This window comes from Cuniculiplasma divulgatum, from assembly GCF_900083515.1.
Classification (GTDB): Archaea; Thermoplasmatota; Thermoplasmata; order Thermoplasmatales; family Thermoplasmataceae; genus Cuniculiplasma; species Cuniculiplasma divulgatum.
On record NZ_LT671858.1, the window covers coordinates 649468 to 661653 of the forward strand.

General features: G+C 35.8%; 11 protein-coding genes and 2 tRNA genes. 5 read left to right on the forward strand and 8 right to left on the reverse strand.

The features are described from left to right. The first annotated feature begins 682 nt into the window (after positions 1 to 682). Both CSP5_RS03210 and CSP5_RS03215 read left to right on the forward strand, forming a co-directional pair. Positions 683 to 1147 (forward strand): hypothetical protein, encoded by a 465-nt coding sequence (locus CSP5_RS03210; protein ID WP_148689612.1) that lies wholly within the window; start codon positions 683 to 685, stop codon positions 1145 to 1147. A 145-nt stretch (positions 1148 to 1292) separates the two neighbouring features. Beyond that, positions 1293 to 1592, forward strand: a complete 300-nt coding sequence (locus tag CSP5_RS03215) for a VOC family protein (RefSeq protein WP_148689613.1) — start codon at positions 1293 to 1295, stop codon at positions 1590 to 1592. 75 nt (positions 1593 to 1667) lie between these two features. On the opposite strand, the gene CSP5_RS03220 is transcribed toward CSP5_RS03215, so the two are convergent. Continuing rightward, a tRNA-Val gene (locus CSP5_RS03220) sits at positions 1668 to 1740 on the reverse strand. A 118-nt stretch (positions 1741 to 1858) separates the two neighbouring features. Between CSP5_RS03220 and CSP5_RS03225 the strand changes: the two genes are divergently transcribed. The 3 genes from CSP5_RS03225 (at position 1859) to CSP5_RS03235 (ending at position 5554) form a co-directional block, all read left to right on the forward strand. After that, the gene (locus tag CSP5_RS03225) at positions 1859 to 3487 is read left to right on the forward strand and encodes an acyl-CoA dehydrogenase family protein (RefSeq protein ID WP_148689614.1); all 1629 of its coding nucleotides are present in this window, start codon (positions 1859 to 1861) and stop codon (positions 3485 to 3487) included. 373 nt (positions 3488 to 3860) lie between these two features. After that, positions 3861 to 5159, forward strand: coding sequence for an ammonium transporter (locus CSP5_RS03230; protein ID WP_148689615.1), 1299 nt, complete (start codon positions 3861 to 3863; stop codon positions 5157 to 5159). Positions 5160 to 5479: 320 nt separating this feature from the next. Then, a tRNA-Glu gene (locus tag CSP5_RS03235) sits at positions 5480 to 5554 on the forward strand. Between the two features lie 659 nt (positions 5555 to 6213). Here CSP5_RS03235 and CSP5_RS03240 read toward each other — a convergent pair. From CSP5_RS03240 to CSP5_RS03260, 7 genes are all read right to left on the reverse strand, one after another. Beyond that, complete coding sequence (locus tag CSP5_RS03240; protein WP_145983929.1) at positions 6214 to 6483, reverse strand: hypothetical protein; 270 nt, start codon at positions 6481 to 6483, stop codon at positions 6214 to 6216. Next, on the reverse strand, positions 6473 to 6814 hold the full coding sequence (locus CSP5_RS03245; protein WP_077076060.1) for a hypothetical protein: 342 nt from the start codon (positions 6812 to 6814) through the stop codon (positions 6473 to 6475). Before CSP5_RS03245 ends, CSP5_RS03240 begins: the two co-directional genes overlap by 11 nt. 1 nt (position 6815) lies before the next feature. Further along, the gene (locus CSP5_RS03250; protein WP_077076061.1) at positions 6816 to 7943 is read right to left on the reverse strand and encodes a hypothetical protein; all 1128 of its coding nucleotides are present in this window, start codon (positions 7941 to 7943) and stop codon (positions 6816 to 6818) included. A gap of 351 nt (positions 7944 to 8294) precedes the next feature. Beyond that, the gene (locus CSP5_RS03255) at positions 8295 to 10181 is read right to left on the reverse strand and encodes a hypothetical protein (RefSeq protein ID WP_077076062.1); all 1887 of its coding nucleotides are present in this window, start codon (positions 10179 to 10181) and stop codon (positions 8295 to 8297) included. Beyond that, the gene (locus tag CSP5_RS09695; RefSeq protein WP_171970427.1) at positions 10156 to 10305 is read right to left on the reverse strand and encodes a hypothetical protein; all 150 of its coding nucleotides are present in this window, start codon (positions 10303 to 10305) and stop codon (positions 10156 to 10158) included. Before CSP5_RS09695 ends, CSP5_RS03255 begins: the two co-directional genes overlap by 26 nt. Beyond that, positions 10292 to 10465: an AbrB/MazE/SpoVT family DNA-binding domain-containing protein gene (locus CSP5_RS10040; protein WP_394329577.1), complete on the reverse strand. Its 174-nt coding sequence runs from the start codon at positions 10463 to 10465 to the stop codon at positions 10292 to 10294. The genes CSP5_RS09695 and CSP5_RS10040 overlap by 14 nt, the downstream gene beginning before the upstream one ends. Before the next feature lie 111 nt (positions 10466 to 10576). Beyond that, positions 10577 to 11932 carry a site-specific integrase gene (locus CSP5_RS03260; RefSeq protein ID WP_077076063.1) on the reverse strand — a complete coding sequence of 452 codons (1356 nt, stop codon included), beginning with the start codon at positions 11930 to 11932 and terminating at the stop codon, positions 10577 to 10579. Positions 11933 to 12186: the final 254 nt, after the last annotated feature.

Here is a 12186-nt window from a genome sequence, read left to right on the forward strand (position 1 = left end):
AATAAAGAAACGCATATCCTACCACATCCCGAAGTATTGGAGGCACCTGATTCATAGATTGGTAATATGTGACATTCCTTCGAGAGTTCTTTCGCAGTCGCACCTTCCACTAGAGTGAAATCGGGAGGAAAACTCCACACTTTTGACATACCAACTTTGAGTAGGTTAATTGTTAAATTTAGATTACTATTTATAGTCATGTTTCATTTATCCCTCTTATCTTTCCGTTTCGAAAGTTTAAAAGCATGCTTCATTTTTCAGCATTTCCTGAATTTGCCTGCACCACTTCACAGTTAAAAAAGGGATTTGAATTCAAACATACTAAATAATGTAGTGAAAATGAACCATTGGTTTGTATCATTTGGGTTAGGTAACCACTATCGGCATCTGAACCAAAATGTAATCTCATGATTTGTCACCAAAAGTTATAAAGTGTCATTTTGTAACGAGAATCGAACAAGTTATCTCCATCTGACTTAGGTTGGTTCTTACTAAAACAGTTCATTCTCACCCCCTTTGTGAAATTCCAATTAAGGCAGTCACGAGAAGAATACCCAAAAACTGTTTACATATGGTCTATATACGTTTGAACTTAAGTTGTTTTTCTAGCGGTCCACGGTGAGCTACATTAAGACAACTCTTATATAAAAAAGTTAATGTAAGTATCACACTTAATGAAAGCGTGATAGTGGAAAGCGAAGATCTGAAGCAGCGAATACTGGATCAAAGACATGCCAACTTCGAAGACTCTGTAACTTATAATCTAACATCTGTTTTAGATACCAGTAATATCTCTCATCTCGCTTCCGCTTTAGCCGAAGTCATATTTGATCAGGAAATCAGTAATTGGATAGCTGTCAATCAGAATAAGATAAAGTCTGTCCCAGGGCACACTGTTACTATTACGTTATCGGAACATAGTAAAAGGAAATTGAAAGTATTAAATAAAAAATTCTGGAAAAGAATTATGAAATTATTATTACATTCTGAACCAGGAATATTTTTTAGAAATACCATATCTAAGGCTATAAATCAATCGACTTTTTTGCCTGCTCCTTGGGTCAAATATAGTGTCCTAAGAATTACAGTTAAAACGTGGGCCAAAAATGAGTTAAAAAAACTTAAGGGAAATATTTTCATTCATTAATAAAAACATATTTCAATTAGGTGTTAGTACATCATTGGATGCAATACAAGAGCACAGATGCTGATATTCCAGGACTCTTCAGGGTCATACTTCCTGTAAACGATACAGAAATGGCCTATAAATTTTACTCGAAATTACTTATCATGTGAGGAAACCTGGTCTCTACTGGAGACATTACTTTCAATATGGATATACCATACCTGCCTGTTTTGATCCAAAGAGAGACGGCGATAATTTTGAGTTACCACCAAATCCGGATCATATTTACTTTTCAGTCAAGAATCTCAATGATGTCTTTAAGAGAGCACAGGAACTGGGTGCCATGTTTTCTGATGGAATCGCAAAAAGACCCTGGGGAGAAATTTCATCCTATCTAAAGGACCCCTTTGGAAATAAAATCTGTTTCGTTCAAGAGGAAACAGTATTTCGAGGAAATGATATTTAGAAAATATCACTAATAGTATATCTAACTAAAACTCATTATTAACCCACAATCTCGTGTTTTAAACATAAAAGGAAATGGGCCTGGCCGGATTCGAACCGGCGGTCTTCGCTGTGTGAGAGCGACGTCATAACCACTGGACTACAAGCCCATAAAAGGGTTAATGCTCGAATGTGTTTAAATTTTGTTAAACCATTCATAAAATTCGTTTGCTATATAACGATAACCAGAAATCAGAATATTAATAAATTGTTGCACATTATTTCACTATGAAAGACAAGTTCAATGAAATCTTTAGAAGCAAGGGGATCAATTATTTAAGTGAAGATGTACCACTATCAGAATTCCTGAAATTCTTTGACTTTCATGGTGATTATGATCTTTTGGATCTGGGTGAATATGTTTCAAGTGAACTCATAGAAATAATGGATTTTGTCGATCACCATGGGAAGCCTGAACTCATTATGTGGAATCTTGATGGAAAGAGGATAGATTATGTAAGACTATCACCTGAGCACAGAAGGGCTCTTAAAAAATTGCAGGATTTTGGAGTTGTCACAAAAAGTGTTTCTGGCAAACAGCCATGGATGTACCATTTTGTATCCGGTTATCTTATTTCTGATTCAGGAATTTTCTGCAGCTTAACACTTACCGCACAGACAGCTTATGCGTTAAAAAAATATTTTAAAGGAAAGGAGAAGTTCTCTGATAATTATCTGAATAAAAATGATCCATGGTATGGTGCAACCTTTTATAGCGAAACGCAGGGAGGCAGTGATCTTGGTGCAAATAAAACGAAGGCTATTGAAACAGAAAAAGGATGGGTTCTAAATGGATCAGATAAATATTTTGCCAGCAATGCTGGAATAGCTGATGGTGCCATAGTTACTGCGATGACAGGAGATAAAGGAATAAGATCACTGGAAACGTTCTTCGTTCCTGCAATTAGGAAGTCTGGTGATCTTAATTTTAACATAAGAAGGTTGAAAAACAAACTTGGCACAATAGCTGTACCCAGTGGAGAAGTTGAGTTCTTGGAATCAGAGGCTTACCTGATTGGAGAAAGGGGGAGGGGAATATACTACGCCATGGAGATTTTAACCATTTCAAGAGTGGACGATGCTCTGGCAGCGGTTGGAATTGCAAGAAAGTCATTTTGGGAAGCATATCTATTTACAGAAAGAAGATCATCCTTCGGAAAGAAACTTAACGAACATCCACTCATGAAGAAGGATTTGATAACGCTGGAAGCTGAACTCGAGGCCTCTCTCATTATATCGTTATATGCGGCCCATCTATTCTCAGAATCATCTCATATAACACCACCATACAATGACACTTACAATTACGCCAGGTTCATCACGCACATTGCGAAGAATATGGCAGCCTGGGCATCTGACCATATTACACAATACTCAATGGAGATCTTTGGTGGCATAGGTTTCTTTGAGGAATTTCCAATGTCAAAGTTTCACAGGGATGCGCTTGTAACTTCAATTTGGGAGGGTACAAGCAATATTCAGGCTCTGGATATGTTGGAGACAATCATGAAGAAAGGAGTTGCAACAATCTTCTTTAACGACCTGAAAACAAGGAAGGAAAAGGTAAAAGATTTAAAAATGAAAGAAAAAATCGAAGAAAGAATAAAATTTGTAGAGAATCAATTTAACAGCCTGATGAAAAGTGATTCTCTGGAGATGAATTCGAAGGACCTTTTGAAGCTCTTTGGTCAGACACTTTCCCTAACACTTCTAGCACAGGCCGGATCTGAGATCGGAAGTGAAAGGCTTTTGGGGGTCTCCAAAGTTTACGATATAATAGCCTTTGAACCTAGCATGATTCAGTATGAGGAGATATTACAAAAAATGGAACTGGTAAAGTGGATGCATAAGAACTAAATTGGTACTTCCATTTATTCAGGAACCTTGTCTCTAATAATAGAAAATTATATTGAGATCTACTAGAATCACTGTAAGCTTTGTTAAATTCAAAAAAGTGGCGCCATCCATCACGAATAGGGATTACTTTCTGGTTTTAGGCTGGAAGTTCAGTATAACACTCTATGCTTGTTACATCTTAAATATTTTAGGAAAAGAATATTAAAATTATGAAGTATTTAAAAAATGAGTTAAATGATATTAAAGTATAAAATATGGAAATAATAAATCTTACTTAATATTCATTTAAATCTTGGCCAGTGGGATGTAACTCTATATATAAGCTACGAGAATTAAAATACGGTATTTCAATCATCCACCATAAGTGTTTTTCATGCTACCAAATCTTATCAATGATCTATGGGTTTTACTTGCGAGCTTACTTGTATTCACTATGACTATTTCTGTAGGGTTTCTAGAAATTGGAGAGCTAAACCACAAACTTGACAGAAGTCTGTATAAGACTCTAATAATAACTGGATTTTCGTTATTTTTTATGGGATTGATTGGCTTTAACATTGCTTTTGCACCAACTATTGGTGGGGTAATCGGCAATCCATTTTACAGTAACATTTTCATGGGTCTATTTTCTACAAACCTCTCGGGTGGTCTATCAGGTGTCTTCTGGCTTACTGGGAGAAATTTTTTTGACACTGGGCTCTCTACAGGGACATACTTTCTTTTTGAAACGGCATTCGCATCCGTAACTCTTGCTCTGGTTGGAGTTGTAGTTCTTAGAAAAATGAAGATGTCTGCCTTCATTTTATTTTCAATTATTTATTTTATATTTATATATACTCTTCCGGCTGCATGGATTTGGAATCCCACTGGATGGTTATACTTGATGGGCGTCCGTGATTTTGCAGGTGGTCTAGTTGTTCATGGCGCTGCGGGATTTGCAGCACTGGCTATACTTGTAAGAATATGGCAGGAAGAAAAGAAAAAAGGGCTCAAGCAGTCTAAAATAGAACATGCAAGCTTAAATTCTGGATGGTTGACACTGGCAATCATTTTACTATGGGTCGGATGGTTTGGATTTAATCCTGGAAGTGAACTTGCATTTACCAGTGAGACAGTCATGGTAGTTATAACAACCTTCCTGGCAGCTGCATCCGCAATGGTATCAACCTTGGGAACAAAATTCTTAATTTCAAAACATGATCCTGGATTAATATATGGCGTAAATGGTGTTTTAATGGGCCTAATTGTCATAACTCCACTCGCAGGATATGTTAGTCCAGGGAGTGCAGTTATTCTTGGTTTAATTAGTGGGCCAATATTTGTATATGCAGAAAAATTACTTTCAAGACCAAAGTGGTATAGTGACCCAGTAGGCGTATTACCAGGACATTTGGTTGGTGGTGTTTTCGGTCTTCTTATGATTGCCTTCTTTACACAAACAGCATTTGCAACTGCGTCAGGGGCATCAAATCTCCCTAATGGAATATTATTCGGAGGAGGTATAATGGCATTACATCAGTTTGGATTTGAAGCTTTTGCAGTAGCTGTAGTAGGGATTTTCGTTTTTACAGCATCTTATCTTTCAGTATTTGCCATAAGTAAATTACTGAAAGGGATGCTTCAGGAAAATGAATATACAGATCAAATTATAAACAACACAACGAAACCATAAATATTTTTATTTTTTAAAACAAATAGCTTTAGGAGGAATCACACTAAAAAAGAAGAATCATATTTGAAGTTTGAAGGGATTGGCTTACTTACTCAATAACACGTTATAATCGCATAAATGAGTAGGACGTAGTGTTATATAATTTAGTGTTCAGTTGTAGGATGCGGCCTTATATAAGAGCAATATATTTTCACATCATATGTATAAACCTATTCTATTAGATACTAAAATTCAGTTACTTTTCATATGAAAGGAACCCACATATTTTAACGAAATACAGGCAAAAATAAATATAGATTGGTATCTTACCTGATTACCAAGCTCTGATGGTGTAGCCAGGCCAAGCATACCGGCCTTTCAAGCCGGCGACTCGGGTCCAAATCCCGGTCAGAGCATACAATCATTAGGTATAGTTTACGCCAATTAAGGTTAAAGTTGGTATATAAAGAATAATTAAATAAGGTCATTAATATATTTGTAAACGCTGATCTGTGGTTAATTTTATTTTTTTATTTAGGTTATTTTTTTACTTCTTATAGTGTTAGAGATATAAGAGATCATTTCAGACCCATGCCATTTATGACACTAGTACATGATAAAGTCAGAATATTGCCTAATATACTATAGAAAACGATAAGAAACCTTACAGAAATAATTACTTCGTATAGTATACTGATCTACCAGAATGTATGTTAGAGAATTACTTAATATAGATATAGGAAAGTCATGCAGATTTCCTTACAGACTATTACGATTATTATATAGCACTAATTTAAAAACGATTTAAGGATAGTCCTTTTTGGTCATGGTAAAATTATATCACAGACCTGTTGGAGAAGCCTTCTACCTATAGCATTGATAGGTCTATCTTTTAGGATCAGATAAAGTTAGTTTCTAATGCTGATTTGTTCGATTGCTTTCTTATAGACTTCTTTATGAACGTATTTGTAGTGTGAGATGGATTTTATTTCTTTGTTACAGATGGTACAATAGAATCCTGACCTTATATCGCCTGAGAGGACATGCAGACGCCTGTACTGGAAATTCTTTCCCATTACAGACCCCTTTCTGAAAAATCGCCCGATGGTTCTGGATGCTTGTCAGATTTTTCAATGATCTTCTTTGCATTTTTTATAGAATCGTCTTCGGATTTTTTTATTTGTTTTTCGTACCTTTCTTCTGGATCATTAAACCCAATTTTCTTTATTTTCCTGCAATAGCTTCTATGAAATGTGCCTGACCTGTCCCTGTATGATTCCACGTATTCGTAGCCCAGTGGACAGCGTCCCTGTTCATATGTTTCTGAGTATTTCTTAAAAACCAAGATTTTCACCTACCTTCAATTGTTCCAGATCAGTAGGATCTGGTTCCCTTCCCCGATCTTTTGCGTACTGAATTTCAAATCTTAATGACTTCATAACATGGTAGTTGTGTATCATTCTGTCTAGTATGATTTGATAAACTTCCCTGTCAAAGACCATGTTTGGTGGTAAGTAATAGTCTATTGCCTTTTGTGGAATATATTTCCTTGCAAATCTTATAGCATTACTATTGTATAAGTCGATGTCATTCATGCAACTTATTACTATTAATTCCTTAAAGTCCTTTTGTTCCTGACTAAGTTTCCTATCAATATTATCTATACCTATGTTCATTTTACACCCCCTTATTTTGTACCAAATTCCTTAAAGAATTTGGATTTTTACCCCTTCTATCATCGGTTCTATCTTCCGTGCTTTCTTCAGTGCTAGTATGCTTATCCTTTTTGATTAAAGTATTTTGAAGGTCATCTAACTGTCGCATGTTGTGTATCCTTCTTTTTCTTTCATAGTCTTCTATTAGAGATGGTCTTGGTAAAGGAAAGTAGACGCTTCTAATAATGGTCTTTCCCTTAGTGAATGGTATAAGTTGGATATCTTTGCCATCGTCTGTAAGGACTGGAATATATGGACTGAATTCGCCCTGTCTTTGATCTTCTGTGTGGTCGAAGATGATGTCAATCATTAACCTGATGGACTTATCTAAGAAGTTTATGTTTGGTAGTGAGAAAATACTACAGTGTTGCAAGTACCTGATGGATTGGATGACCTTACCTAATGCTTTGCTTTCTTTGGTCATGCTATCCCGATTTCCTGAGGTAATGCCTGCTTCGTCCATAATCACGGTATGTCCTGCAGGTAAGGTCTTTACTGCTTCAATAAAATCTTCGATGGAATAGACCATGCTTGCGAGGTCATAACCTGTTTGCATATCTGGAGTAAGGTAATCTGCTACAGATAAAGACCCATAGGATTTGCCCCCGCCGACTTTTCCAGAGAAGAGAATGACCAAATTTCTATTTTCCCTTAGACGCCTACGGAAGAGGTCATAAACCAATTGCCTTCCATCGTAGTCATATGTAAATGAATAAACTTCCCTTTTGATAGGTTCTGGTCTTTCGTCTGTCCTGGTCAGACCTAAATCATATGCTAAATTTTCCAATAATTCCTTACGTTGCTTTGCTTCTTCCGTGTTCATTTCCCAATGATTCAGATATGGATCACCGTAGTTAAAATTAAGATTTTTCACATTGGAATCATAGGTATTTAGAATGTCTTTGAAGCCCCTGGACTGTGCCCGTGCCATCTGTTCAAAGATAGCCATTTCAGGAAACTGACCTTTTGTAAAGCTTCCATTGATCCTTAGTTCGTATGAGAATTCTTCATTCATTTTTATGTACTGCTGGAAGATGACTGAGTTAATCGGAATACGATGCAAATCAGCTTCATTACTGGATATGTCCATATAATTACATGTAGTTTTAAATTTTAAACCTTTCGTACAATATTAACTGAGGATGTAGTAATTTACCGAATCTTTCCGAAACATTACCGAAAATATGCCGTAAAATCCCGATTCCTTCCGAAAAATATTTTAAAAAAACCCATTAAGAAATATATTGCACATACACGCGAGGATCGGATTTTTGATTTTTGATTTTTCAGATTGAGATTGTTCTTTGGCCTGGATATCAATCCGATGTATCCTTTCCGATTTAGTAGTGTTATTTTTTCCTGATTAGTTAGGTTCTTTCGATTTATCGGATATACGATCTACTTATCATGGTGTTTGGTTTATGGTATTCTTATTTTCCATTCAGACCTTTATTGTTTTGTAGTAATGCCTGATTAGTTCCCCTGCATAGTCTGTTTGTTTCTGTACCATACTAAATGGTATAACAAATACGTTTGAATCTTTCATACTATAGTAACGGTCTATTGTTTCTGATGTAACTACAGTCATACAATGGTCTGTGACTTCAGAATACTTATAATGGAAAGGAGAGACGTCTTTATTGTTTTCGTTATAAATGTTTAGATGTTTAACGTACTTTGCTGTTATAGGATCTTCTAATATATCATAGTCTTCTTTGTACCTACAAAAACTTTCTAAATTTTCCTGGACACGTTTCTGAAATTCTTCTTTCCATGCTTCTTTGTGTTCTTCCCATACCATTCTGTTCAGCAGGTTGATGTCGTCTTCAGGATCTGGAAAATCAGGATCGATTGGTGGTGGTCTGTCTTCCTGCCCTGCAAAGACCTTCACAACGTATATTCTTTCCATTGGTATTCGTGCGTTACATTTTCTGCAGTAGAATTGAGGTTTTTCCTTCTTATAATGCCATATAAAATTTTTGGAATTGCTAAGGATTCCCCAACTACGCATGACCATGCTTCTACCTTTTTTTGACATTTTCTTTAACGATTTACTATAGTCTATTTTGTCTTTTATTTCACTGATTCTAGATTTTACTTTGCGTCTGAGGATGGTAAACATTTTACCTTTTTCTGTGGTTAAAAATTTTTGATAATTCAAACTGTTGGAGAAGTTGATGATGGAGATTGGTAGAGGATCGGAGTCAAAATTACTTAATCCGTTAGACAGGATAAATGTCCCATCTTCTTCGCCATCATGCAGATCGAAGAGATGGTATTTTGAACCGTATTTTAAGTCCAGATCAATACGATCCTTATAGACCATTACGCCCACATGATCAAGGATGTATTGAATGGTCATCCTAACGTTTTTAACAGGTTCGACACGACCATTTTTATAATGAAGGTTTTTAATTATGATCCCTTCATTGATAGTTAGTTCCTTTTGTCTGTCAGCCATAATATGCCCGAATCCGACAAAATGATAGTGAGAGCCATCTATACAATCTTCTGAGTAATGTTTGTCCCCATTCCTTCGGTAAGGATGCAGATAAATATAGCCCCCGAAACAACCCACTTCCCTGAGGATATTTATAATTTTTATGTTATTGTCTTTAACGTCTTGGTCAGTGTCAAAAACCATGTTTGGAATTGAGACAACCACATGATAAATCCCAAGTGGTGTGTGTGTTTTGGTAGCATAAATTAGAGTATTAATGAGATTTTTGCGCTGAATTTTTCCCATATTTTTATCAACCAGACTGTAAAAGACATTGCTTCTTCGATGATTAGTTTGGTGTTTGCTGAAAAAGAATTTTAGAAGTTCCTTTAAATTATTACCAGATTCTAGATTTATGAGTTTTGTTGTAAAGGACTGAAATTTCAATAACTTATCCGATTGAGATTCTATAGTCTTTTTGTAGACGCCAGCAGGTTCTGGATAACCTAAGTCATTGAGGATCAGGTTACCGAGAGAGTCACGTTTATGATTGCAGAGTTCACAGAGAATCGAGTTACAATTCAATCTATTAGTTTGATGGATATGCGCAGAATGAGTTAGATCGCCATACTGATCAGTAAGATCAGGAAGGGTGGATGTATGAGCATAAAATTTGTTTTCGCCATTATTATCATGAAGAAACATGCCACAATCATTTTTTTTAGGTTCTGTAAAAGGAAGAATGAGATAGATTTTCTTTGGTTGTTTGACTTCTTTTTTCTTCCCATTTTTGTTGACTAATTCTACATTAAAGGTTTCCGTTATAACTGGATTTTCAGATGGATCAGAATGATCAGAAGGTTTATTTACTGTACTTCGATTTATCATTGTTGTTAGTTACCCTGGTCTGAGACTTGTGGTTAGGTTTCAGACTTTTATTTTTTTCTTTATCATCGTCAAACAGATAAGCGAGAATACGATTTAATTCTTTCATGAGTTCAGCGTGTTGCATTTTCTACACCGTTAACTTTCATTGGTTTTACAATGATTTTGCCATTTTCGCCGATGAATATATCGACCGCCATGGTTTCATTTATACGATGCTGTTTTACGTATTCAAACGGAAGTCGCACGTAATAAGTGCTGTTATTCCTGGTTACATGAGATTTCATGATAATATACTAATAATATCTTATTATTAAATACTATCGTATAGATCGTTCGGAGAGCCAGTAATTTACGGTAAAAAAGATAGATAGACGGTATTTAAAAATATCGGTAATTTATTTTTTGATCCTTTTCTTAACGTCTTCTAATTTCCCATTCTTTTCTAATTCTACTAGTAGAGAAGCGAGGAGATCCAACTTAGAATCGTCAGGAAGATTATTCATGGTAGTCTTAAGTTCAGGACTTAATAGATCAGATTCCTGTAAGGTTTCCATGACCTTTTCCCTTTCTTCTTCAATCTTTACAAAGTCTTCCTGCTTCATTGGTGATCCACAGTTACTACAGAAGCGTGCTGACCCTGTATTGATTACGTGACACCTTGGACATTTCCTATTAACCTTAGATAATGGTTTCTTTAATTCTTCGTCTGTTATTTCGATTCCCTGAGCCTTTAGAATTGCAGTTATCTGACCTGTTTTGTCTAAGTGAGTGTAGTTGTCAGCCATTTTATTGGAAGCCCAGCCCATTTGCTTTACAAAGACCTGTAACGGTGTTTCTACTGCTAAGCGAGTAGCACAACTATGCCGGAATAAATGCGGTGAAATTTGCTTGGTTATTCCTGCCCTGTTCACAGATTTCCTTATCAATGCCCTAAGGTCTTCATAGGTTAGTGATTCCCCTAAATTTTCCTTACCAATGCCTACAAACAGATGGTTGTTTTGGTCAAATCTATCCTTCTGGATATCCTTCAGGTATTCTATATATTGAGGAATGATTACTACGCTGTCGCCTGTAAGGACAACGCTTCTTTGCCTGTAGTTCTTTGATCCTTCAGAAATGTTTAGGACTGCGTAAAGACCGTCTGTGCTTTTACTAAAGTCCTTAATCTTTAGCTTAAGTAATTCGCTTGCCCTGATTCCTGAATCCCACAGAAGTGAGATTATGGATTTATCCCTAATATTCTTACACGCCTTTAGGATTGCCTGTAGTTCTTCATAAGAAATCATTTGGTCAGGTCTTTTGTATCTGCTTCCTATTTTTTCACTGTGTATGTCATTCCAGAATTCTGGAAAGTCTTCCCTTTCTTCCTTAGGTAATTCTGCGTTGTATTTTTTGAAGCAGAATTTAACAAATTTCTTCATAGTCTTCTTAAGATCGGAGATAGTAGCAGATGAGTAGTGAGTTCCCCTTATGGTTATTTTGTCCCTTAATTTTCCTATGACCATTAGCACGTCTTTTTCTTTAGGATTTATTCGACCCTTAGAGTCCAGGATTTTATCCCCGAAGCTTTCGCCCAGTATCAGAAGTCTTTCGTAATAGTAGTATTCCCTGTGTTGTTTTATACCTGAGCCTTCCCTAAGAGTAAGGACAAATTCAAAAATTTTATCCTTCAGTTCCTTTGGAAGTCCTGAATTTTCCAATCTTTTTTTGACGCTTTCCACATTTTTACTGACATTATATATTTCAGCCATGATAGAGAAATTACGTAGCGTAATATATACCTATCGTTTTGAATTTCGGTCAGAGCATTTTGGTAAATTTAAACCAAGTTAATTTCCTAAACGTAGTTTCTTAACTTATATCGGTATTATACAGAGGAATCCAAATATGTTGATTTTAGGAGTTTGGTATCTTCTCTTTATAACCGGATTAAATTTATTATAAATATTGGATAATATCACGGTTCGCAATCAATGCACATTCCATTATTAACATATAAGAACAT

Excerpts from the sequence above, each read along its gene's own strand:
- CSP5_RS03225 (WP_148689614.1), top strand. The coding sequence starts at position 1,859 with ATGAAAGACAAGTTCAATGAAATCTTTAGAAGCAAGGGGATCAATTAT.
- CSP5_RS03230 (WP_148689615.1), top strand. The coding sequence starts at position 3,861 with ATGCTACCAAATCTTATCAATGATCTATGGGTTTTACTTGCGAGCTTA.
- CSP5_RS03245 (WP_077076060.1), bottom strand. The coding sequence starts at position 6,814 with ATGAACATAGGTATAGATAATATTGATAGGAAACTTAGTCAGGAACAA.
- CSP5_RS03250 (WP_077076061.1), bottom strand. The coding sequence starts at position 7,943 with ATGGACATATCCAGTAATGAAGCTGATTTGCATCGTATTCCGATTAAC.
- CSP5_RS03255 (WP_077076062.1), bottom strand. The coding sequence starts at position 10,181 with ATGATAAATCGAAGTACAGTAAATAAACCTTCTGATCATTCTGATCCA.
- CSP5_RS09695 (WP_171970427.1), bottom strand. The coding sequence starts at position 10,305 with ATGCAACACGCTGAACTCATGAAAGAATTAAATCGTATTCTCGCTTAT.
- CSP5_RS10040 (WP_394329577.1), bottom strand. The coding sequence starts at position 10,465 with ATGAAATCTCATGTAACCAGGAATAACAGCACTTATTACGTGCGACTT.
- CSP5_RS03260 (WP_077076063.1), bottom strand. The coding sequence starts at position 11,932 with ATGGCTGAAATATATAATGTCAGTAAAAATGTGGAAAGCGTCAAAAAA.